General features: G+C 36.0%; 26 protein-coding genes and 1 tRNA gene. 16 read left to right on the top strand and 11 right to left on the bottom strand.

Going from position 1 to position 23,298, the window contains the following annotated elements; all coding sequences use genetic code 11:
• The first annotated feature begins 68 nt into the window (after positions 1-68).
• On the top strand, positions 69-941 hold the full coding sequence (locus R4Z09_RS16600) for a Cof-type HAD-IIB family hydrolase (RefSeq protein WP_338447861.1): 873 nt from the start codon (positions 69-71) through the stop codon (positions 939-941).
• A gap of 157 nt (positions 942-1,098) precedes the next feature.
• A tRNA-Thr gene (locus R4Z09_RS16595) sits at positions 1,099-1,171 on the top strand.
• Positions 1,172-1,274: 103 nt separating this feature from the next.
• Here R4Z09_RS16595 and yppF read toward each other — a convergent pair.
• Positions 1,275-1,499 (bottom strand): YppF family protein, encoded by a 225-nt coding sequence (gene yppF / locus R4Z09_RS16590; protein ID WP_338447860.1) that lies wholly within the window; start codon positions 1,497-1,499, stop codon positions 1,275-1,277.
• A 264-nt stretch (positions 1,500-1,763) separates the two neighbouring features.
• Between yppF and R4Z09_RS16585 the strand changes: the two genes are divergently transcribed.
• Positions 1,764-2,204, top strand: a complete 441-nt coding sequence (locus R4Z09_RS16585; protein WP_338447859.1) for a hypothetical protein — start codon at positions 1,764-1,766, stop codon at positions 2,202-2,204.
• A 77-nt stretch (positions 2,205-2,281) separates the two neighbouring features.
• On the opposite strand, the gene R4Z09_RS16580 is transcribed toward R4Z09_RS16585, so the two are convergent.
• Positions 2,282-2,998, bottom strand: coding sequence for a hypothetical protein (locus tag R4Z09_RS16580; RefSeq protein WP_338447858.1), 717 nt, complete (start codon positions 2,996-2,998; stop codon positions 2,282-2,284).
• 633 nt (positions 2,999-3,631) lie between these two features.
• On the opposite strand from R4Z09_RS16580, the gene R4Z09_RS16575 reads away from it, so the two are divergent.
• Positions 3,632-4,228 carry an NADPH-dependent FMN reductase gene (locus R4Z09_RS16575; protein WP_338447857.1) on the top strand — a complete coding sequence of 199 codons (597 nt, stop codon included), beginning with the start codon at positions 3,632-3,634 and terminating at the stop codon, positions 4,226-4,228.
• A 68-nt stretch (positions 4,229-4,296) separates the two neighbouring features.
• On the opposite strand, the gene R4Z09_RS16570 is transcribed toward R4Z09_RS16575, so the two are convergent.
• Complete coding sequence (locus R4Z09_RS16570) at positions 4,297-4,461, bottom strand: aspartyl-phosphate phosphatase Spo0E family protein (RefSeq protein ID WP_338447856.1); 165 nt, start codon at positions 4,459-4,461, stop codon at positions 4,297-4,299.
• A 229-nt stretch (positions 4,462-4,690) separates the two neighbouring features.
• Here R4Z09_RS16570 and R4Z09_RS16565 point away from each other — a divergent pair, with 229 nt between their 5' ends.
• Positions 4,691-5,254, top strand: coding sequence for a 5' nucleotidase, NT5C type (locus R4Z09_RS16565; protein ID WP_338447855.1), 564 nt, complete (start codon positions 4,691-4,693; stop codon positions 5,252-5,254).
• A gap of 37 nt (positions 5,255-5,291) precedes the next feature.
• On the opposite strand, the gene R4Z09_RS16560 is transcribed toward R4Z09_RS16565, so the two are convergent.
• Positions 5,292-5,417: a hypothetical protein gene (locus R4Z09_RS16560; protein WP_338447854.1), complete on the bottom strand. Its 126-nt coding sequence runs from the start codon at positions 5,415-5,417 to the stop codon at positions 5,292-5,294.
• 142 nt (positions 5,418-5,559) lie between these two features.
• Here R4Z09_RS16560 and R4Z09_RS16555 point away from each other — a divergent pair, with 142 nt between their 5' ends.
• The gene (locus R4Z09_RS16555; protein WP_338447853.1) at positions 5,560-5,745 is read left to right on the top strand and encodes a hypothetical protein; all 186 of its coding nucleotides are present in this window, start codon (positions 5,560-5,562) and stop codon (positions 5,743-5,745) included.
• A 62-nt stretch (positions 5,746-5,807) separates the two neighbouring features.
• On the opposite strand, the gene R4Z09_RS16550 is transcribed toward R4Z09_RS16555, so the two are convergent.
• Complete coding sequence (locus tag R4Z09_RS16550; protein WP_338447852.1) at positions 5,808-6,164, bottom strand: DnaJ family domain-containing protein; 357 nt, start codon at positions 6,162-6,164, stop codon at positions 5,808-5,810.
• 226 nt (positions 6,165-6,390) lie between these two features.
• Here R4Z09_RS16550 and R4Z09_RS16545 point away from each other — a divergent pair, with 226 nt between their 5' ends.
• Complete coding sequence (locus R4Z09_RS16545) at positions 6,391-6,582, top strand: hypothetical protein (protein ID WP_338447851.1); 192 nt, start codon at positions 6,391-6,393, stop codon at positions 6,580-6,582.
• Positions 6,583-6,689: 107 nt separating this feature from the next.
• On the opposite strand, the gene R4Z09_RS16540 is transcribed toward R4Z09_RS16545, so the two are convergent.
• Entirely contained in the window at positions 6,690-6,866 is a 177-nt protein-coding gene (locus R4Z09_RS16540) for a hypothetical protein (protein ID WP_338447850.1), read from the bottom strand.
• A 467-nt stretch (positions 6,867-7,333) separates the two neighbouring features.
• Here R4Z09_RS16540 and R4Z09_RS16535 point away from each other — a divergent pair, with 467 nt between their 5' ends.
• A complete protein-coding gene (locus R4Z09_RS16535) occupies positions 7,334-7,888 on the top strand; it encodes a GNAT family N-acetyltransferase (protein WP_338447849.1) in 555 nt (184 codons plus the stop codon).
• Between the two features lie 179 nt (positions 7,889-8,067).
• Here R4Z09_RS16535 and R4Z09_RS16530 read toward each other — a convergent pair whose 3' ends face one another.
• Entirely contained in the window at positions 8,068-8,739 is a 672-nt protein-coding gene (locus R4Z09_RS16530; protein ID WP_338447848.1) for a DUF3889 domain-containing protein, read from the bottom strand.
• Between the two features lie 208 nt (positions 8,740-8,947).
• Here R4Z09_RS16530 and R4Z09_RS16525 point away from each other — a divergent pair, with 208 nt between their 5' ends.
• Positions 8,948-9,190, top strand: a complete 243-nt coding sequence (locus R4Z09_RS16525; protein ID WP_338447847.1) for a hypothetical protein — start codon at positions 8,948-8,950, stop codon at positions 9,188-9,190.
• Positions 9,191-9,265: 75 nt separating this feature from the next.
• On the opposite strand, the gene R4Z09_RS16520 is transcribed toward R4Z09_RS16525, so the two are convergent.
• A complete protein-coding gene (locus R4Z09_RS16520) occupies positions 9,266-12,388 on the bottom strand; it encodes an MMPL family transporter (protein ID WP_338447846.1) in 3,123 nt (1,040 codons plus the stop codon).
• Positions 12,389-12,390: 2 nt separating this feature from the next.
• Complete coding sequence (locus R4Z09_RS16515; RefSeq protein ID WP_338447845.1) at positions 12,391-12,852, bottom strand: MarR family transcriptional regulator; 462 nt, start codon at positions 12,850-12,852, stop codon at positions 12,391-12,393.
• Between the two features lie 363 nt (positions 12,853-13,215).
• Between R4Z09_RS16515 and cyoE the strand changes: the two genes are divergently transcribed.
• The 3 genes from cyoE (at position 13,216) to R4Z09_RS16500 (ending at position 16,536) form a co-directional block, all read left to right on the top strand.
• Positions 13,216-14,145, top strand: a complete 930-nt coding sequence (gene cyoE / locus R4Z09_RS16510) for a heme o synthase (RefSeq protein WP_338447844.1) — start codon at positions 13,216-13,218, stop codon at positions 14,143-14,145.
• A gap of 246 nt (positions 14,146-14,391) precedes the next feature.
• A complete protein-coding gene (locus R4Z09_RS16505) occupies positions 14,392-15,408 on the top strand; it encodes a nitronate monooxygenase (protein WP_338447843.1) in 1,017 nt (338 codons plus the stop codon).
• A gap of 168 nt (positions 15,409-15,576) precedes the next feature.
• Positions 15,577-16,536, top strand: coding sequence for a hypothetical protein (locus tag R4Z09_RS16500; RefSeq protein WP_338447842.1), 960 nt, complete (start codon positions 15,577-15,579; stop codon positions 16,534-16,536).
• A 68-nt stretch (positions 16,537-16,604) separates the two neighbouring features.
• Here R4Z09_RS16500 and R4Z09_RS16495 read toward each other — a convergent pair whose 3' ends face one another.
• On the bottom strand, positions 16,605-17,597 hold the full coding sequence (locus R4Z09_RS16495; protein WP_338447841.1) for an NAD-dependent epimerase: 993 nt from the start codon (positions 17,595-17,597) through the stop codon (positions 16,605-16,607).
• A 304-nt stretch (positions 17,598-17,901) separates the two neighbouring features.
• Here R4Z09_RS16495 and R4Z09_RS16490 point away from each other — a divergent pair, with 304 nt between their 5' ends.
• A complete protein-coding gene (locus R4Z09_RS16490) occupies positions 17,902-19,002 on the top strand; it encodes a CotS family spore coat protein (RefSeq protein ID WP_338447840.1) in 1,101 nt (366 codons plus the stop codon).
• Between the two features lies 1 nt (position 19,003).
• On the top strand, positions 19,004-20,539 hold the full coding sequence (locus R4Z09_RS16485) for a glycosyltransferase family 4 protein (RefSeq protein WP_338447839.1): 1,536 nt from the start codon (positions 19,004-19,006) through the stop codon (positions 20,537-20,539).
• Between the two features lie 230 nt (positions 20,540-20,769).
• Here R4Z09_RS16485 and R4Z09_RS16480 read toward each other — a convergent pair whose 3' ends face one another.
• Complete coding sequence (locus tag R4Z09_RS16480; protein WP_338447838.1) at positions 20,770-21,360, bottom strand: guanylate kinase; 591 nt, start codon at positions 21,358-21,360, stop codon at positions 20,770-20,772.
• Positions 21,361-21,781: 421 nt separating this feature from the next.
• On the opposite strand from R4Z09_RS16480, the gene R4Z09_RS16475 reads away from it, so the two are divergent.
• Positions 21,782-22,150 (top strand): hypothetical protein, encoded by a 369-nt coding sequence (locus R4Z09_RS16475; RefSeq protein WP_338447837.1) that lies wholly within the window; start codon positions 21,782-21,784, stop codon positions 22,148-22,150.
• Between the two features lie 122 nt (positions 22,151-22,272).
• Positions 22,273-23,238 (top strand): UV DNA damage repair endonuclease UvsE, encoded by a 966-nt coding sequence (uvsE, locus tag R4Z09_RS16470; RefSeq protein ID WP_338447836.1) that lies wholly within the window; start codon positions 22,273-22,275, stop codon positions 23,236-23,238.
• Positions 23,239-23,298 lie beyond the last annotated feature (60 nt).

The following is a 23,298-nucleotide window of genomic DNA, read 5'->3' as shown; positions in this document are numbered from 1 at the left end:
TTTAATTAAACGAAAATGTTGGTTTTTTCTGCATTTTTTGTTACATTTCATTGGGAGGAGAGGATGGAATGATCAAATTACTTGCCATTGATTTAGATGGTACTTTACTTAACAAAGGAAAATATATCAGCCAAAGAAATATTGACGCCATTCAAGCGGCAAAACAAAATGGGATTGAAGTGGTAATTGCAACAGGACGGGCAAACTTTGATGCGCAAAATATTATTAAAGATATCGCACTGGATCCTTGGATTATCGGGACAAATGGAGCAACGATACATACTCCGAGCGGAGAACTTTTTCATTCTGCTCCTCTTGAAAAGTCAATGGCCCTTTCGATGCTTCAAGTGTTTGAAGAACAACAGCTGTACTACGAGGCTTTTATCGATAATCAAATATGTGCACCGCAATATGGACGAAAGCTTCTATTTAAAGAAATGGAGGGCCTAATAAAGACTAAGCCTGATTTGGATATAGATTTGCTGCGACTCGAAGTAGAAATTCAATTTGGACAATCGGCATTTCTTTTTATCCCGTCCTATCATGTGATGAAGGATACGAACAGCGATATTTATAATATACTGGCTTATTCCTTCGATGAAGATAAGCTCAAAAAAGGCTGGTCACGGTTTGTGGATTTACCTGATGTAACCATTGTTCAATCAGGAGTTCATAATTTTCACCTTCAACATACGCAAGCTTCAAAAGGGAATGCATTAAAAAGACTTGCTAAAGAGCTGCATATTGATGTAGCAGAGTGTGCTGCAGTTGGTGATAATTATAATGACATGTCGATGCTTGAAATTGCGGGATTAAGTGCGGCGATGGGGAATGCAGATCAGGAGATTAAAGATGCTTGTGATTTTGTTACGAAATCGAATAATGAGGATGGAGTTGCTTATTTTATTGAGTCCTTTCTAATTGAGATAAACAAAAAATAGGTGGTTAAAAAGCAGGGAATTCTTAGGGATTCCCATTGCTTTTATTTTCAATTTAGTAAAAAAATTTGAACATCGGGATTATCTATTTACTTTTTCTATAGAAGCGCTATAATAGAATCGTCTTAAAAGTGAATAATCTAATCGATTTTTATTTTATGCTGGTGTAGCTCAGCTGGTAGAGCACTTCACTCGTAATGAAGGGGTCGCAGGTTCAAGTCCTGTCTCCAGCACTTTTTTATAATCGTGTAAGTTTCATTCAGAAATATGTATTTACCAAAAAACAACCACTATCCTTTTGTCATTTAAACAGGATAAAGTGGTTGTTTTTTTAGCTTAACTTGTAAAGTAATAGGTTTCATAGGGTTTTCTCTTAATATAATAATTTTGTGGTTTTTCAGCATGTTGTTTAGTCAATTCAGAAAAGAGCTGTTTATATTCTACAATAGAGAGTTTGCCATAAATATAACCTTTTTGCGCATAGTCCAATAACTCATTGACATATATCGGTTTACGTTTCTTTTCCAATGTAAAATGATAAATGAGGTTTTCTAATAGCATTAATGATCCCCCCTCTTTCTTTTCCAAATAAAATTGTATATCCTAATTTCAAGTTCAGTATAACATGTATTTGCTGTTAAATTTATTTTTATAAAATTCAAACTTACGACACCTTTTTACATCATTATGTCGAATTAAATAGTGATATAAATATTGCGACTTTTTATTGTAATGGTTTATTTTGTTGGAAAAAACCGCGAATTTTGTAAAAATTTATCCTTTCTGCTTCCTTATCATGGTAGAATGTCATTGGGAGGGGACTTTATGTCGTTAAGAATCATATTCACAGTTTTACTATTGTTTTTTGTAACTGCTTGTAATTCTCCTAATCAGGCTTCAATAGATTCAACACATGAGAATTCATACAGTAGAGAAATAACTAAGGAAGAGCAGTCATATATTCGTTATATTCTAAATGAGGATTACGAAGCATTGATTTCCAAAACAGAAGATAGAAAATCTGAAATTAAAAAGGATTATTATCAAATGGCGACTGCGCTTGCGCAATTCGAAGAGGCAGAAGAGCGGAAGCAGGATCCTGCTGTAACGAATGAGGAGCTTAAATTAAGATATACAACGATTCTACAAATGTTGGATAAAGTAAAATATATTCCTGTAGAAATAAAAGATAAAGTGAGGGAAGTCAAAAAATTATCACAATTCCAGGAAGATTATTATGGAAATAAAATTATTGATCGAAAATAGTTTATTATAAAAAGATGCAATTTCTGTTTTGGAGAAGCTGCATCTTTTTTTGCTTCATTTGATGAAAAAAGACCAGGTTATGTTTCTATTTTTACATCTTGAAGTGTTAAGTATTGTCCATCTGTAACTGTAATGTACATATCAGCTTGTACATTTTCATTTGTTACGATACTTGTCAATTGATGACTGCTGTCGGAACTAACCTCTAGATAACCCATTCCAATTGAACTGTCTAAAACAACTTTGTACTCCCCAGCGGGTATGTCCTGTCCTACTTTGTACATACCATTTTCATAAACACCATCTTCTGGTTTGACAGAAGGGGCTGTTGCTACAGGGTACATTTCTGCATCTTGAAGTTTAAAATATTCCCCGTCATGAATGGTTACATATGCGTGGGCTCCATTACTTAAATTTTCATTAAAAATAATACTTTCTAATTGCCCGGTGCTGTCCGAGGCGCTTTCAATATAAGCAAATCCTTTTGAAAAGACTAAATACTCACCTGCTGGAATTTCTGTCCCAACCTTATAGGTTCCTTTTGTTATTTTCCCACTAGCCTTAGGCTCACTTGAAGGAGAAGCTTCTTTTCTCTCTTCTTCCGGAGGGGCATTAGGACTCTCCGTTTCGGTCTCTTTTGTGGCTTGTTCTCCCGATTGATCCGCTGTATCCTCTACAGCAGTATCAGTGCCCTCATCATCCCCGAAAGAAGAGAACGCAATAATTAATAATAATGCCACGAGCCATACCCACCATTTTTTATAAAACGGTTTATTTCTTCTTTCCTTTGTCATGTAGATACCTCCTAAAACAGTGAATAACTGGTTTTATTAGTTATTTTGAACCTCAGGAAAGTTTTCAATTCATGTATATTTGAACCGATTGAACATCGAGGAATGGATTCATAACAAACTAAAAGGTATGGATATATAATTATGTCGAAAAATGTTATATAAAAATAATTGAATTTGAAAGCGCTTTCTGATAAGATTAACTTAGGTTGGATGGCACGCGTGGCCATCATCGTATTTAGCGTAGGCGGGGCTAAATACAAGGGATAGCTTTTGAAATCATGATGTTAGTCATTAACTTTTAATAAAAACAGTGAAATGAAAAATGACAGAAGGTCATACAATAACACATTTTATGCATGACGATTAGAGAAAGCTGTCTCTATAAATTTAAATGTTTGATTTAAACAAATCAGGAAAATTATAGATAACCTATTCGCAAATGTGGATAGGTTTTATTTTTTTTGAAAGGAGAAACCTAGATTAGACTATGTTCATAGAGATAATTGAATAATATGGTTGACAATGAGCAATATTTTTTATATTATTATCTCGAATTAAAAATAATTTATTTAGAGATTTTTTAATTCTAGACAACTAGAAGGTTTTCAACTAAGAAAACGGGGAGGAGCAGGAATGGGGTTATTAGATAAATTATTTGGAACTGCAAAAACGAGGGAGGAAGAAACAATGACAAAATTAAACATTGGAATTATCTTAGGAAGTACAAGACAAGGACGTGTAAGTCCGCAAGTTGGAGAATGGGTAAAAGAAATTGCTGATAAACGCGGTGATGCAAATTACGAAATCGTTGATATTGCAGATTTTAAATTGCCGCTTTTATGGGAAACAGACGGTACAGAGCCTGGAATCAAAGCTTGGTCTGAGAAGCTTAGCAGCTTAGATGGATTTGTTTTTATTGTTCAAGAATATAATCACAGCATTTCAGGAGCATTAAAGAATGCATTAGATTGGGCGCGCGAAGAATGGAATAATAAAGCGGCTGGTATTGTGAGCTATGGTTCTGTAGGAGGAGCTCGTGCTGCTGAACATTTACGTGGCATTTTAGGGGAATTATCTGTTGCTGATGTTCGTGTACATCCAGCATTATCATTATTTACAGATTTCGAGAACGGAACAGATTTCAAACCAGCTGATTTACATCTTGAAAATGTTAACGCTATGTTAGATCAAGTCGTTTCATGGTCAACTGCTTTAAAAACAGTACGCTAATATAAAAAAGGATTGCAGAAATTCTGCAATCCTTTTTGTTACATATCGAACACTCAAACTCAGGCAATTTAACCTTTTTGTTTTTGATACTGTAAAATTAATTCATCAAGCTTTTGACTGGCAGTAAGTGTTTTTGCACTATTAAAACCATGCTTTAAACCCGTTTCAATTAATGCTTTTCTATGTATTTCTATCATTGATTCAATGATTTCTTGTCGATAAACAGTACTCATTTCATTAACCTCTTTGTAAAAAATCAATATTTCTATTTTACAATTAAAATAAGTCCGTTGTAAATTGGTAATTTCTATAGAAATCTCATGAAAAAATAGATACTATTGTATAGGGTTAGTATTGGTTCACTTTTGACTTACAGAATACACCATATTACAATTATTTTTGACAATGCCTTATCTTAAAGAAATTAAAGGAAAAATAAAATGATTATTGAGGGAAATGAATATGAAATTTGGATTTGATATTGATGATACGTTAATTAATTTAAGGGAACATGCCTTTCACATCTATAATAAAAGATTAAAGCAAAATATATCATTGGATGATTTTCATGCTTTAAAAAGGGTTGAAATTCATGAACCATTTGGTTTAACTGATGAAGAAGGAAAAGAAATGTGGAACAACACACTCGAGGAAATTTACTATACGAATTGCCCGCCATTTCCTGATGCAGTGGATACATTAAACCAATTGGTAAACGAAGGACATGAAATTTACTATATTACATCAAGACCAAAAGAACATGGAGAACGTACGAAAGCTTGGATGAAGGAACAGGGTTTTCCTGTGCAGGATGACCATTTTTTCTATGGCATGCAGGATGATGAAAAAGTGAACATTATTCAAGAATTACAGCTTGATTATTACTTTGATGATAAACCTGCCGTTTTGAATACTCTTTCTAACGATGCAGTTAAGGTAATAGTGAAGGACCAATCCTATAACCGCGACATCTCCTTGACGAGGCTGATTAACTGGACTGACCTCCAGTGTATCTTAAAGTCCTAACAGAAAGATAAAAATCCGCTGATTAGTCTGCGGATTTTTATCTTTCTTCGGCACAATCATAACAAAGTGTTTTCTTATCATCAGTAAGAACTCCGTTGAAAAATCCATTTAAGCAATAAATATCCTTGCCGCATTCGCAGCATGTACTAACAAGTTCTTTCATTGTATTTTCCCCTTTTTGATAGTAAATGTTTGTTTGATAAAGAATTCTCCATATATAACTATAAATCCTTGAAAAGTAATAACATATTCTTTATCTATTGGGAAAGGATAGAAGGGGAGTTTCATCTTAAGGAGGTTATTAGATGGAAGAACATTGGACAGAGCTGTCAGATGATAAAAGACAGCAATTTGCTGAACAGATTTTTCAAGAAATGCAGGAAGGCTATTATCAATCCTCAATGGAATTTAGTCAAGCAATGTCCAAGGAATTAGAAGGATCGATTCAAGCGTTAGATATTACCGTGAGACATAAAAAATTATATGATTAATGAGCACAATGTAAATGGGAGTCGGCATGGTTATAAACAGATGCCAAAACTCCCTGGGATTGTTATTTAAATAATTTTTGATAAATTTTGTTTGCGTACTCGATAAACTTTACATTAGAGCGTAATTTTCTTTCGACAACGAACTCGTCAAATTTCATCTTTTTTTGGTAATCACCTTTATCAAGTCCGTCAGTTGCCGTACTGATTAAATCTTCAAACGTAATCGCTGAATTCTTTTTACTTTTTTCTTCCGAAAGATAACCAGCATTTTTCAGCATTCGATAGCCCATTTTTAATTCGGGTGATAATCCAGGTAAGTCATCTGAATAATCAAGTGGTTTTCCCATGCCCGGCAGATCGTCAAAATCTCCGTTATCAACCGCTTTTTTGATTTTTTCTTCAACAAAGTAATAATACATGAAAACGTCCCTTAAAATAAAATTTGCTGCGTGAATAACACCTATTAGAATCTTATTATAAGTATACTAAGATTAATCTATATAAAACAGACTTAATCTCCTAACACGCCAATTCCCATAGCAGTATTTTCAAATAAGATTTATTGTAAAACGAATAATGAAAAGGAGACAGTCAAAAAATAAATCTACGGAGGCGTAAACTTTTATTAGTGAAGGGGGAGTTTGTATGGCATTAGAAGATAAAGAAATGGACGTAAAGCGACAGCAACTCGCAAATTATATTTATCAAGAATTACAAAAAGGAAATTATTCATCATCCATGTCATTATATGAAGCAGTGTCGAATGAATTAAATAATATTTCTGACAAGGGTGTTAAAATTATGCTCAGACAAAAGGAGCAGGAGACGCAGCATTAGTCTGTATAGGCAAAATGCGAAAAAATATATAAAAGCCAGGGATCATTTTTAAACCCTGGCTAACTTTTTTAGGATATATAGAGATAATTTTTCTATTAATAGTTGGATTAACCATCAACTAGATTAGCATAAGATTCAGAGATATCTTTGTATTCTCCTTCAGTTACAACAAAACCAGGGTTATCATCCCAACAGTCAACATGAGTTACTTTGCTAAAAATGTCTAATACGACTTGATCGTCCTCTTTAAATACTGCTTGGCATTTACTGCAAGTTTCTTTCATATTCTATTCCCTCTTTCTTTTGTATTCGAGTTAATTCTACCATGAAAGTGCTTACATAAAAATGGACATTTTATGAAAATAATATAAGCATGATAAAAAAGATAGAATTAAGCGTGGTTATGCTGATCAACTCTACAGAGAAAAGGGAATATACGAAATGATTTATGCACTAAATTGTGAACAAACTGTGTCTAAAATTGCATTCATACGACAAATATGTGAAAAATGTATGAAATAACTGTGAAGCAAAATTTCGTAAATATACTTATTTATATAAATAATATATAGATAGTGTTAAATATAAAAACTAAGATGATAGTGTTATTCTACACGATAATCAAAATAAAAGAAAGAATTTTAATGAAAAAAGTAAGAAAAATTTTATATATGATTTTTGATGTAAAATCTATATTATTTCTATAGAAGATCGAATGAAACTAATTGATATTATTTGGAGTTGATCGTCATTGGAATTCATCACTATAGATTATTGGGATGATGAAGTTTGGGAAGTTTGGTGTCCGATTTATGAAGCAGCATTTGGAAAGAAAAATGGGAAACAAAAACATATCATTCGCAATATGTTTCTAAAATCTCCGTGCTTCTTTCACATCGGGAGAGATCATACGGGGGTTCAAGTAATCGCGTTAACAGGCAAGCTGCCGCAACTAGAGGTGCTTTTAATCGATTATCTTGCGGTAAGTAAAAAAAGGAGAAACGAGGGAATTGGAAGGACAATGGTCCAATATCTAAAAAAATGGGCTATGGAAACTGGGAAATTTGACGGGATTGTGATAGAAGCAGAAGCGGACGATACACAAGAAAACGAGGAGCGTATTCGTTTCTGGCTGAAATGCGGCTTTAACAAAACGGAATATATTCATCAATATAAAGTGGTACCAGAGCCATACAGGGCAATGTATATAAAATTAAAGACAGAAGCGGACATCCCTAAACGTGGCGAGGATTGGTTTCGCCACATCGGTCTATTTCACCGTCAATCCTTTCAAGGTGCATCCTGATGATTAAGAAAATAAAAAAGGGCTATCCCATAGCCCTTTTTTACGAAAAAATTTCCTGTTTTAACAACTTTGGATTAAGATGAAGATTAAATGAATGAGGAACTGCTGAAAAAACAACACTAAGTGTGTTTGTATTCAATGGATAAATTCCATATCCATTGAATACAAACATAGTCACTTTAATGCACTTCATTAAGGTCAAATGAAATGACCCGATTTGTTTTTGGATTATACCATACATTTCCTTGCACTCTCATCGTTTCTTGTTGTGACTGTAACACAAATTCATAGCTCTGTTTAGTTCTTGTTGGAGATTCCGTTGATTTTCCGATATATTTATAATCCGTTACCCGGTAGCCAGGGTATGCTGCCTGGGTAACGATAATTAAATATTTTCCCCATTCTTCCTCTGCCACTTCAGGTGATGGAGTAATTTCTACAGGAATCACCCCGACATTTGGATTTGCACCAAGTGCTTGGAATGCTTTTCGGTGGAGATTGATTTTATTTGCTGGATAGCCCTTAACCTGATCTACCACTTTTACTAATATTTCTTTGTGACTTGAAGCTGCAAGATTACGTATTTTAAGTGTTTGGCCGCAAGTATAAGGAGAATCAGTTCCTACGGATGCGGTCATATACTCATTATCTGACCAAGGGATATTGCATTTTGTGACCGGACCGCCATCCGTCCATGACGCCTGACCTCTTACATGCTGTTGTCGGAAAGCTGGATCAGGGGTAAGGGGGTAACTTCTGCTGTATTCATATGGAGCATATGGATAAACCGGCCATGGATAGTATGCGGCTGCGTGCATGTTCGGGAAACTGTTTGGGTGTCTTGGGTACATACATTTTTCCTCCTTTTTCAAAAAACTCTATACTACCTTATGATTTGATATGGTTGGACTGTGACATTATTTAAATGTATCGGTCATCTTCGATTCAAACAACTGGCAATTATAGTAACGTTTGTTAGATCAGAAAAAGGGGTTATGAACTTTCCTTCTTTGAAAGACACTAAAGCAAAATATCTATTTTTCAAAGGAGGAGAGGGAAATGGAACAATTTCCAGGTCATGCGATAAGAAAAATAAACACAGATGAATACGCTTTACTGCTTTATCTTGAAGATTATTTTACCGAATTTGCAGGTCTTGGCAGTGAAACGAGGGTAAATAACGATCTCTTATCGACTGCAAAACGAATTATCAAAGAGAAGAGGTATAATGGGGCTAAGGTATCTGTTGTCAAGGTTATCATTGGCGGCATTGCCGTTTCATCAATCCCATTAATGGGTTAAAGTAATCCAGAATCAACAGCAAAATTGGAAAAATCCCCATCTAGTCAGAAGGGGATTTTTCCAATAGAGTATTTTCTAATTTGTTGGACGCTTAAACGGCCACCAGTTTGCCTTTCCAAAGTTTTTCACCATTACCGGAACAAACAGCGGTAAGATGATAAATGCATATAGCAATAATCCTGTTAGGATAATGGAAGCAATCTGCAGTAAGGAAAGCATTCCTGAAGGCATCATGGCAGCAAATGTACCGCCTAAAATGACGGCTGCTGAGATAATAACGGTTCCCATTTTCTTCATGGCCAAATGCATGGCTTCACTGACAGAAAGTTCTTTATACTCATTAAAACGATCCATTAAGAAAATACTATAGTCAACACCAAGTGCCATAAGAATAACAAAGGCAAAGAATGGTACGGCCCAAGAAATTCCTGTGTAATTAAAGATATTCATAAAAATGACTTCATTGATTGACATGGCCGTATAGTAGGTGATTATCAATGAACCAATTAAGTAAATAGGCATAATGATGGAGCGGAATAAGAAGATCAAAATAATCGAAATACCGAGCAGCATATAAATGACTGTTTTTGAATAATCGCCTTTAGACATCGTTTGTAAATCGGCATTCGTACTTGTAATCCCGCCAACAGCCACTTTGGCATTTTCTAATTTTGTACCTTTTGTTGTCTGTTCAATGATATTCTTTATATCCGCAATGGAATCAATGGCTTCATTAGAATATGGATTTGCTTTGTAGACAACATCCATTGTCATGACTTTTCGATCAGGGGAGAAGTAGGTATTTAAAACAGGTGCAAACTCTTCACTTGTTAACATCTCCTTTGGTAGATAAAAAGCTGAAGCTTCAGTAAGTCCTTTTAAATAGTCCTGAGCAGATGTTAATCCGTCTGATACTTGATCCAGTCCGTCTGCACTTTTATCTAAACCATCTGTTAACTCATTCATTTGATCACCCAAGCCGCCGAAACCATCAAGTAATTGCTTTTGTCCATTATTTAATTCTGAAAGGCCGTCCGTAACAGTTGGAAAATGGCTGACAATTTGACCTTGACCATCCGCCAATTGCTCGAACCCATCCTGCTGTGCTTCAATTCCATCGATCAGCGCCTGAAGCCCATTTGTCAATTCTTCCTGGCCGGCAACAATAATCTCATAATTTGTATTGGCAGTAATTACACCCTCTGAAAGTGGGGCAAGACCTGCATTTAATTGTGTAACTGTTGAAGTAAGCTCTGTTAACGATCCTTGTACACCTGTTACAATGCCCTTAATTTTTCCATATTCAGGTGAGTAAAGGATTCCTTCATAGTTTTCTTCCAGCTTTGTAAAATCCTCCGGCGTTATTTGTGATAGATTACTAGACAATTGGGTTAAGCCTTCCCCAATCTGTTGATATCCGCTGTTTAATGCAGTCAAATTTGTTCCGACATCCTGATACCCTTTTAAAAGCTGCTGCTGTCCTGTAAGTAATTCCTCTGCACCAGCCTTAGCTTCTGCAAGACCATTCTTAATCTGTGTAGAGCCGGCAGTTCCCTGACGGATGCCGTCTTCAATTTTTGCTAAGTTTTCTTCAATTTCAGTAAGACCTGATTGAAGTTCATTCGTGCCGGATACTAATGAACCGATTCCAGCTGTTGCATTTTCAAGGTCGGGTGCTGAAGAAGAGAGCTCGCTTTCCGCTTGATGAAGTCCTTCACTGATTTGCTCGATGCCATCTTTACCTTCTCCAAGGCCTTCTTCCAAGGTTTTAGCTTGGCTGGCAAGATAAAGTTCTTCAATGGTTTCACCAACTGGTCTTGTGGCTGAGCGAACTTTATCGACTAAATCAACTTTTTCTAAATTTTGCAATAGTGCCTCAATTATTTCGAAGTATTCAATCGAGTCCATTTTCTCATCATTTTGAATAACTACTTGTGTTGATAGAGCTTCACCAGGACTGAAGCTGTCTGAAATAATGTTAAAGCCTTTGATAGCAGGAACTTCATCACTAACTTCTTCTAGTGAGTTAAAGGAAAGTGTACCATCATATGTGATAAGAAACGGAACACAAATGACCGCAACTAGTATTAATGAAAGCAATGGTCTTGATAAGGAAAATTTGCCCGCAACTTCCCACATTTTGCTTTCCTTATGCTCGGCAGTCCGTTTGGATGGCCAGAAAAGTTTAGGTCCAAGAACGGCCATAAAGAATGGTACAACAGTAAACAAAGCGATTAATAAGACTGCAACCCCAACGGCAACAGCTGCTGCAGATTGATAGAGTTGAAATTCGGAAAAGCCAATCGCTGCAAATCCGATCATAACAGCCAATCCGCTAAAGAAAACGGTCCGTCCGGCATTACGATAGGTTGCGATGATGGCATCGGCAATGGTCTCATAGGCTGATAATTCTTCCTTATAACGGCTTAAGAGTAAAATACAATAATCTGTGCCAATTCCAAATAAGACTGCTACTAAAAATATTTGTGTATAGCTTGAAATAGGGAAGTTCATCGAGTCAACTAAAAAGGCCACGATGGATTGTGATGTAATATAGGTGATTCCGACAGTTACTAATGGGATGAGCGGTGCAATAACGGATCGAAAAACGAGCAGCAAGACAGCTAAAATAAACACCACTGTAATTCCTTCCGTTTTCTTTAAACCATCCTGCGAGCTTGTAATCATGGCCTCACTAATCATCCAGCCGCCAGTGAAATAATGTTCCACCTTAATCTCATCAAGTGTCTGATTGTAACGTACACGAAGCTCCTGTGCACTAATATCATCATTCCAGGTGTGTTTAATCGAAACTAAAATCGTCTTTCCATCTTCAGAAACGAGCTGATCCTTTAACGATTCATCATTAAAATGCGTTAATATTTCAGTAATACCTAGCTTTTTCTTGTTTTTTTCAAGCAATTGAATCGCTTTTTCAGCTTCAGAAATATCTTTATCAGATAAACCTTTTTTATTATGAAACACAAGAGCAAGTGTCGAAGTATCCCCAGTATTATCTTGCTTCTGCACGTCTTTTAAAATATCTCCAGCTAATGTGGAAGAATAACCTTCTGGAACCGTAATATCCCCTTTTTCACGAACAAGATCTCCCATATTTGGTGCAAGTAAAAATAAGCAAACGGCTGCGGCAATCCATGCCAGGATGACAAGCCATTTGCTTTTGATTATTGCTTTCACGCTTATTCCCCCAACTTATTTTCTTTTGCAGCTAATATAATTGTATTTAGTTTTTCATAGGTTTTCATAAATGCTTCAATTTCTGCCTGATCAAATTGTGTAATAAAAGACGCAACTAAATTGTGAATATTCGAATCCGAGTGAGTGAAAACTTCTTTACCTGCATCTGTTAACGTCAAATAAATAATGCGGCGGTCTTTTTCATCGCGTGTTCGCTTGATAAGGCCTTTATCCCACAAGCGGTTAATAATAGCTGTAATCGCACTTTTTTTCACGTTGAATATTTCAGCAAGCTCTGATGGGGTACAGATCTCTACTTTATTTATGTACCTGAGCATATACTGTTGATCATTTGTTAAGTCCCCGCATATTTGTCCTTTAATCAAGCTCACAACATTTTTTTCAATGGAAAAATTGAGATCAATATATTGCTCCACTAACTTTTTAATCGACTTATCATCCAAAAATGGTTCACCTCTCTAATAGTTAAATGATTGAACTATTTGCTTGTTACAACTTTAATACAGCATTTGTGATTTGTAAACTAGATTGTTAAGTTTAACCATAGCTAAATTTTTAGTACATGAATGAAGCAGTACGAATGACTTAAGAACATACAATTAGGTAAAATATTTTGAAGAGAATAATATAGAAAAATGCTGTCGAAATGAGGTATAATATATCATAATAATGTTGTTAAAGGTATTAATTTCAGATTGCGAAATTTAAATTCATATTTAGTCATTTAATAGATTTCTAATTAGGACATAGATCGACAAAGAAGCTCCTAGATAGACCTAATGGGAGAAATCAGGGGGAGAGTCAAAATGAGGGAAACTGTTACTACTGCCTTAGAACGAAATGAAAAGGCATATCAAGTTAATGAGCGAACGTTCAAATCCATGATCCAGGACTTGACGTCGCTTTTAAAAGGATTGGTTTTAGTCGTAAACGTAATGCCGGTTTTAACCGGGTTTTGGCTTGCATTGTACTTTACCAATGCTTCTATTCTCGAATATTGGGATGTCTTATTAATCACAATGATTGGAAGTACGCTGGTAATAGCTGGTGCTTTAGCTCTTAATAATTGGTATGAGGTTGATCTTGACCGTGAGATGGAAAGAACGAAGAATCGGCCGACTGTTACCGGGAATTTCTCAATGAATGCTGTACTGACGATGGGAATTATTTTTACCATTGCCGGCTTCGCTTTTTTATTGTTTACAACGGTTGAAGCAGTCGTATATGCGTTTATTGGCTGGTTTACCTATGTCGTTCTTTATACCATTTGGTCAAAACGAAAGTACACCCTAAATACCATGATCGGTGCTGTATCCGGTGCCGTAACACCTTTAATGGGATGGACGGTCATTGCTCCAGGCTATCATATTGTGCCTATTACATTGGCTTTGATTATCTTTATTTGGCAAATGCCGCATACATTTGCTATTGCGATGAGAAGATATGATGATTACAAACGGGCAGGTGTAGCCATGCTGCCGGTTGTCCATGGATTTGAAGTTACGAAGCGTCAAATTGTTGTCTATATTCTTTGCCTGTTCCCGCTGCCATTCTTTTTAGGCTCACTTGGAACAACATTTGTTGTGATTGCAACAGTGATGAACATTATCTGGATGGTTACGGGAATACGCGGTCTTTTTATGAAAAATGATATTAAATGGGCCAATCAGATGTTTATTTATTCCGTAAACTATCTGTTAATCTTGTTTCTTTTGATGATGGCTGTTGCTTGGTAATAAAATTAGAATAGACGAAACAAACAACGCGTGCTGTGACAAAATACACAATTAAAATTCATTTAGATAAGGTAGAAATTAGGAAAGAGACTTCAATCAATGAGGTCTCTTTTTATTTTTTCTATAAACACTATATTTCCTTTGATAATAAGGTAATTATCCGATTCTATTTCCTAATGACAAACGTCACTACCAGTTAAAAATACCACGTGCTACACTTCACGATAGTTATAGCAAAATAATTACATGAAACGGGGATTATTAATGAATTTTCTACAATTACAAATAGGACATATGACGCCAAAACTTCCAATTCTGCAGGGAGGAATGGGAGTAGGGATTTCGCTAAGCAAGCTTGCTTCTGCTGTTGCTAATGCTGGAGGAATTGGCATTATCTCAGGGACAGGCATTTCTGTTGAGGAAATGAAGAAACAGATAAAAATAGCAAAAGCAGCCGTTAAAGGACGCGGTTATATCGGGGTCAACGTTCTGTTTGCATTGAATGATTTTGCGGAGAAAATGAAAGCAGCTCTTGAGGAAAAAGTAGATTTTATTATATCGGGTGCAGGGATTTCAAGGGATATGTATGCTTGGGGGAGGGAAGCGGGCATTCCAGTATTATCAATTGTCTCCTCTGCAAAACTAGCAAGAATATCTCAAAAACTCGGCGCAGCCGCTGTTGTGGTAGAAGGATTTGAAGCAGGGGGACATCTTGGGACAGATAGACCCATGTTTGATATCCTGCCCGAGGTGATAGAGGCCGTATCTATTCCAGTTATTGCTGCTGGCGGGATTATGTACGGCGAGGACATCGCAAAAGCTCTTAAAATGGGTGCGTCGGGCGTCCAAATGGGGACTAGGTTCGTCGCTAGTCATGAATGTGATGCTCCATTAGCTTTTAAACAAAAATATGTTAATGCCGGTCAAGCAGATACCTTACTTGTCAAAACAACTGTAGGCTTACACGGAAGAGTAATTGCTAATTCATTTTCGGATAGGATTGCCGGGGAAAAGAAATTGAAAATAGAAAAATGCCTTGATTGTTTGAAAAACTGTTCTTACCGTTTTTGTACTTTGGATTCACTATATAAAGTGGCTGCAGGGGATGTAGAGAATGGATTGGTATTTGCTGGGGCCAGAGTTCATGAAATAAAGGAAATACTCTCTGTTCAACAAATTATGGACAATCTTTCACATGAGTATAAAATGGCAGTAAAACAAGGAGAAATCTCCTCAATGAATAACCTTGTTTGCTCTAAATAGACATCGATCTTAGTTAAAAATAAAAACACCTGTTATTCAGGTGTTTTTTTAATGTTTGAAGATGTGAAACTATACTGTATTTTATTCGTATATATATTTTGTATAGTTATTATTTTTAAATATTTCTGATTACAAGGAATTGAAACGATAGATGAAAGGGGAGAGGAAATGCTTGATGGACTTGTAGGAGTATTCATTCTAATTTTTATTGTAGTGATTATGTTGCTTGTCTTATCTTCTAAAGGAAACAGTAGAAAATTAAAGAATCATCCCATTCCGGAACAACTTGGTATTCAACATGAGAAGTACCTGCCGCTAATATATGCCCTTGAAAATGCTTTGCCAGACTCTTATAAAGAAGCTGTAAAAAACCGTATCCTTAACAGCCATCCTCAGTGGTCTGTATATGATTTTGAGTGGACTTTTTTTGAGCTGAAGCGTTTTTTTCTAATTAATAGTCTGCTTAAATCTGTTCCAATGTATAGTGAACGGGTAGATGAAATTTGGCATGAAATGTTGATGTTTACAAAAGAATATGAAACTTTTTCAAACAATTTTTATCAAGAGTTTTTGCATCATATTCCAAATACTGAACATACTCCAATGTCATTCCAGAGAGGCTTTTTTGACTGGGTCTATTTAAGCTTTTTTGAATCAACTCCAAACAGCAGAAAATTATGGGGAGATTTTCTAAGGCATCCGATTAACCGTGAAATCCTTGATGATTTTCGGAAGCTGACAGAGGAAGATTTGATCAGAAAATATTTTCGGGAACATCCAGCTTGGCTGGAAATTAAGCAGGACATCATCCATAAAATGAAAAAAGAAATCTTTTATTCTGATGATGTGAAACAAGGAAAGAAATCCCTTGCCATCCCTCCATCCCATTCAGAGCAACACTTTTTTCAATATGCAGTAGGGGCAGCTGTATTTTATTCCATATATGAAGATGATCAATACCAGGAGCAGATGCAAGAGTGGTATCCTAGTGAATATTATAAAGTACCCTCTAACAGCAGCACGTCTTCCTGTACAGGATTTGCCTGCAGTAGTTCAAATAACCACGACTCAGGCGGCGGTTCTGGAGATTCAAGCTGTTCCAGTTGTGCAGGTGGCTGCAGCAGTTAAAAGCATGGATACTTTGCTATTAATTAGAAAGCAAAGTGTCCATGTTTTTTCATTAAGGAAAAAAGCAGCTATGGAATATTGTAGTATTCTTTATACCATTCAACAAACCTTTTCATCCCCTCTTTAATCGATATAGACGGTGCAAACTGAATATCTTTGATTAAATCATCAATATCAGCAAAAGTTACTGGGACATCCCCAGGTTGAATTGGCATAGGATTCTTAATGGCTTTCATCCCCAACTGTTCCTCCAGCAGCTTAATCATTTCATTTAGCTGTACAGGCTGATGGTTTCCAATGTTATAGACTTTATATGGGGGGTGTACGGATGCTGTTGGAGGTCCTTTTTTCATAAGGCGGATAATTGCTTCCGTCACATCATCAATATACGTAAAGTCCCGTTTCATATTGCCATAATTATAAATATCAATGGGCTGCTGGTTTATAATAGCCTGGCTAAACGAGAATATGGCCATATCCGGTCTTCCCCAAGGCCCATAGACAGTAAAGAACCTCAATCCAGTTGTCGGTATCTGATAAAGATGACTGTAAGTGTATGCGATTAATTCATTTGCTTTTTTCGTTGCAGCATAAAGGCTGATAGGCTGGTCAGTACGGTCCTTTGTTGAAAAAGGAGTCTGCTCATTTCCGCCATATACTGAGCTTGAAGATGCATAAAGGAGATGTGAAGTATTATATTTTTTACAGCATTCCAGTATATTAAAAAAGCCAATGAGGTTGGATTGGATATATGCCTCTGGGTTGGTTAAGCTGTATCTTACACCGGCCTGAGCTGCAAGATGTATTACGATATCTGGAATAAATTGGGCAAACAAACTTTCGAGTAATTCTAGATTTTCCATTGATCCTTTGATAAATGTAAATTGCGGGTATTTTGTCAGAATCGTTAAACGAGCTTCCTTTAAGCTTTTATCATAATAGTTATTCATATTATCAATCCCAAGAACTCTAAATCCCTCATCTAACAAACGCTTTGCCAGGTGAAAACCGATGAAGCCTGCGCATCCGGTGATAAATACTTTGCATGAGGTACTCTGCATAATTCGCTTCCTTTCCATTTTAGAATTCATAAGATCATAAGTTCCTACTATACTATGTTTTGATTTTGAAATGGTACGAGCCAAATATCTAAAATTCGCCATTTTTTTGAAAAATTAAAAATGAAGGGGGAGTTGTCCAAACAAGTCGCCCCTTGAATTCATAAAATAATTTAAGAGCATGTGCCCGGAAAAAGATATCATGTTACAAAATACACTAGAAGTTCTAGTCCAAATGGGGAATGCAAAATAAATGATTTGCATAGTATTGCTCGAAAGAAAATTTGACTCATTAAGGAGGCGCATTATGGAAGAGGAATTAATTGTACCGTGGGAAGTCGATGAAACCATCCATGAGGAATTTTATGTACCTGAGTATATAACAAATATTGGGATGAAGGTACTAGAGCATTATGACCTTTCTGTAAAGAGCATGGTTGTCATTACAACAAAGGCGGATAAGGGGGGAGCTATTTGGAAGCTTGAGACAAGCTCAGGACCAAAAAGTTTAAAGCTATTACATCGCAGACCAACCCGCAGTTTATTTAGTCTAGGGGCACAGGAATACTTAGTAGATGTACAGAAAGCAAAAGTACCCCCGATTGTCCAAACAAAGGATGGCCAAAATTATGTTGAAGCAGGCGGGAAACTATGGTTTGTTGCTGAGTGGATTGAGCCGTTATTTCCTGTTACAAAGGATCTTGAAGGAGCGAGGCACCTTTGTCGTGCGCTCGGAGAATTTCACCGATTAAGTAAAGGGTATGTACCGCCTGAACATGCAGAGATTGCTTCAAGATTATACAAATGGCCAAAATCTTATCAAAAAGTTATCAATAAAATGGAGTGGTTTCGAAGTATCGCAAACGCTTACAGCGAGTTGCCGGCAAGCTCACATTTATTAAATGTTGTTGATATGTTTGAACAACAGGCTATTAATAGTTTAGAAAGATTAAAACAATCAGGTTACGACAATTTAGTGCAGAGTGGAAATGAAAGCTGGGGATTAGTTCATCAAGATTATGGCTGGTCGAATGGACAAATGGGTGCTGATGGAATGTGGATCATTGACTTAGACGGTGTTGCTTATGACCTTCCGATACGCGATTTAAGAAAATTAATCTCTGGAACAATGGCCGACCTATTAAGATGGGATACGACCTGGGTACGGGAAATGATTAAGGCATACAATGAAGCAAACCCAATATCACCAGAACTTTATGAAGTATTATGGATTGATTTATCCCTCCCTACAGAATTTTATAAGAATATTAAGGAAGTAGTCTATGATCCAGAACTTTTCCTCAATGATCCACAAACGATTGCACTGATCCAAACAATTGTTGATACTGACCAGTCAAAGTGGCCTGTATTAGATGAAATTAAAGATGACTGGAAGGGAGTAAGCTAATATGAAAGTATTAATGATTTGTACAGAAAAACTACCTGTTCCTCCAGTACTTGGAGGGGCCATCCAAACGTATATTTCCGGAATCCTTCCCTATATCCGCGATAAATATGATGTTACCGTATTAGGTGTGAATGACCCAACTCTTTCCGATTCTGAAACAATTGATGGAATTCACTATGCGCGAATTCCGGGAAAAGTATTTGAAATTTACAAGGATGAAGTGGTCAATTATCTTCAATCCCATCAGTTTGATTTAATTCATATTTTTAACCGGCCTCGACTTGTCCTTCCTGTTAGAGAAGCAGCACCAAATGCTAAAATTACCCTAAGTATGCATAATGATATGTTCTATCCACAAAAGATTAATCCAGAGGAAGCAGCAGCTGTTGTTCAAGAGGTAACAAATATTGTCACAATAAGTAAATATGTAGGAAATGTAATTAGAGAGTTATATCCAGAAGCTGCATCGAAGCTCCGTCACATTTATTCCGGTGTAGATGGGAATCAATTTTTACCAGGCAATCATCCTAAAATGCAAAAAGTTCGCAATGAGCTTCGCAAAGCGAATGGGTTAGAAAATAAAACAGTCATACTTTTTGCCGGAAGATTGTCTCATAACAAAGGTGTTGATCGTCTTGTACGGGCATTACCAGCACTTGCAAAAAAACATAAGGATTTAGCCTTAGTCATTGTTGGAAGTAAATGGTTCAGCCAAGATGATATAACGGATTATATTGCATATGTAAAATCTTTAGCGAATAAATTGCCAATTCCGGTTGTTGCCACAGGGTTTGTTTCACCTAACGAAATTCAAAATTGGTTTGCTGCAGCAGATATTTTTGTCTGTACTTCATTATGGCAGGAGCCGCTTGCCCGTGTACACTACGAAGCAATGGCAGCGGGTTTGCCAATTGTGACAACAGCCAGAGGAGGAAATCCGGAAGTCATCCTTGTAGGGGAGAATGGTCTTGTTGTTGAAAATCCAGATTCTCCGGCTGGTTTTGAAGAAAAACTGACTGAAATTCTATCTAATCGATCAGTTATGAAGAAAATGGGTGAAAAAGGTCGGGAACTGGCAGTTACACTCTATACTTGGGAAAGAGTAGCGGCGGAAGTACTTGAAGTATGGGAACAATCATTTAATACTCCAAATGAGGAAGAGCAAATGGATGAAGATCAAATTGAAGAAATGACCATTCATGAAACAGGAGCAGTGGAAGGAACAGAGGATGTAGAAGCATTGGAGAAAAAGGCAAGAAAGAAAGAGAAAAAGGCAAGAAAGAAAGAAGAAAAGGCAGAGAAAAAGAGGAAAAAAGAATTAAAGAAACAGGAAGAAGAAAAGGATGAGAAAAAGAGGAAAAAAGAATTAAAGAAACAGGAAGAAGAAAAGGCTGAGAAAAAGAGGAAAAAAGAATTAAAGAAACAGGAAGAAGAAAAGGCTGAGAAAAAGAGGAAAAAAGAATTAAAGAAACTGGAAGAACAAAAGAAAAAAGACAAAAAGAATAAAAAGAATGAGAAAAAAGTAAAGATAAATTAAAGAAATATTAAAGTAAAGAAGCCGAAATCCGAAATACGGAAACGGCTTCTTTTTGTTGGGATTAAATTTGTTAGATGAATACTGAGGGCTGCATTGGAGGTAAAGCATTCATTAACTTAAGCATTGAGCGAGTCTGATTATCTGACCTGATGGACTGGTACGTTGCCCCTTTCCTGTTAGGGACACAGTACCGTCGTAGTACCCATCAAATGGTCTAAGAATCATAATGTTTAATAGTCGGTTACAATAATATCTCTATCAAGAAACTTTTCAATTACTTCACTAATTTGAAAAGAGACTTGAGGGAGGTCGAAGTTTTCAAAGCTGTGTTCACAGTTATTTTTATAAAGCATTGTATCTTGGTAATGGTTCATATGGCGGACGATATCTGCATCACTTTCATTACGCGCTTTCAAACGGTCTAATACGGTATCACGATCAGCGTAAATAAAGAACCTCATGACACGATCACCATACATTTGCTTTAATTTTTCTGTACCCTCTGGGTTCAGTGTTAAATAGACAAGATTATGATTTTCAAATGCTTTGATAACATCTTCCTCACGAATTCCATAATGGAATCCATCGATTTCAACGCTTTCGAGAAATTCTTGTCTAGCTTCCATCAGTTTAAAGTTTTCTTCATTGACAAAATAATAGTCCTCACCGTCTTGCTCGTAATGCCGAGGCTGGCGTGTTGTATATGATAAGACAGTTTCCATATCAAACGTTGTCGCTACCATTTTTGCTATTGTTTTTCTTCCAGAACCATCTGGACCTGTGTAGATAAATAATTTTTCTTTTTCTTTAATATTGTACATAAATGTACCTCCTTTAAACATTTATACAAAAGCCACAAAAGTGGCATTTTGGAAATATAATTGTTTTTAAATTGAATGAAGTAAAGTACCTAAAAAAATGGTATTCTAATAGTGAAAAGAAAATTGCAGCTTTCAATTGAATTGAAAGCTAGTGGAATTTATAGATTCTAAAAATGGTAATACTAGTTTGCCAATAAATACATTATATCAGATATTTATGAAAAATTTAATAATTCTGATAATTTTTTTTAAAAAAATTATCCAATCTACTTAAAAAAGTGGGTTTTTCTCAATGTTTATCGGATTAATAGTCTATATTTGCAAGTGCTGAAGTCAATCATCGTTGAATTTTTATGCAAAGTATCCATTAAGTACGCATAATTTAATAATAATACAGGGATATCTGAACAGAGGTGTGAATATGGCAAGGGTTTTACATTTTGGGGAAGAAGAATTGACATTGAAACTTACGGGATTAACTGCCATACTTGCATTAAAGCGAAAAATCATAATGCCTTATCGCATGATTAAAAATGTCTATGTTGATCAATTTCAGGCACAGCAAATGATGCTTAGAATGCCCGGCACTTCCATACCTCCATTAAATATCTATGAAGGCAGTTTTAAATATGGTAATGAGTGGTATTTCCTTTCCTATGAACGAGTTCAGCCTTTAATATTAATTGAAATGTTAGGACATAAGAAATATCGGTATGTTATCTTTCAAATGGATAAACCAACTTCAACTGCTGCAGAAATCCGAAGACAATTAAGAAGAGTCACTGATTGATAGAAAAAAGAAACGCGATACGATTAACTGTATCGTGTTTTTTTATGAGTATTTATTATTTAATTCTTAATCCTGTCTACACTATCTTCATTTTCACCATAATGATACAGAGGTGGATTATTATGACAGTTGTACGACTTGGTTATGTTGCAATGAGTATGGAATTACAACATGCATCCCCATCCCAAACGATGACCTTTACCCAGTTTCAAAAAATAAGGGACAGGGAAGCGGCGATTCGTAAATTAGAACGGATTGCTATATCCAACTTAGAAAATACACTGAGGCTTCTTCGGCATAACGTGTTTAGTGAAATTCATTTTTATCGCTTAACTTCACGTTTGATTCCATTAGCAAACCATGAAGAGCTTCTTGATTGGGACTATATGAAACCATTAAAGGATCATCTTTTTGAAATTGGCCTGTTTGCTAAAAAAAATGGAATAAGAATTGACTTTCATCCTGATCATTTTGTTGTGATTAACTCCGATAAAAAGGAAGTTTTAAAAAACTCGATTAAAACATTGAAGCTCCATTATCTGTTGTTGAAGAGAATGGGGATTGATCCAACACACCGCTGTGTTCTGCATGTCGGCGGAAATTATAAAGAAACAGAAAAATCACTGGAGCGCTTTATTGAAAATTGGATGGCGGTGCCAAGCTCCATTCAAAGGATGATCATGCTTGAAAATGATGATACATCCTTTACAGTCGATGATGCGCTCTATTTATGTGAAAAAATTGGCATCCCGCTTGTGTTTGACTATCATCATCATCTCGCACACCATCAGAATGAGAATTGGCAGGAGAATTGGGAACGGATTATAGCAACCTGGAAAAACTCTCCACTGCCAATCAAAATGCATATTTCAAGCCCCAAAAGTGAGAAGGAATTTCGCCACCATGCAGATTATGTGGATATTGAAATGTTCTTTCGTTTTTTAAAGGAGATAAATGGCAGTATTCCACAAATAGACTGTATGATTGAGGCAAAAATGAAGGATCAGGCCTTGTTTACTTTAATGGAAGAGGTAAAAATACGAAATGACGTTGAAATAATTGATGGCTCTTCTTTCCGATTATTATAGGGATCTGGCTTTTGTAGTTAATTCTGTATAGATTATGAAAATAATGGGGAAATTTCCTTT

This window comes from Niallia oryzisoli, assembly GCF_036670025.1.
Lineage (GTDB): Bacteria > Bacillota > Bacilli > Bacillales > Cytobacillaceae > Bacillus_BD > Bacillus_BD oryzisoli.
The sequence above is the reverse complement of the archived record's forward strand: the minus strand, read 5'-3'. Positions and strand labels throughout refer to the sequence as shown.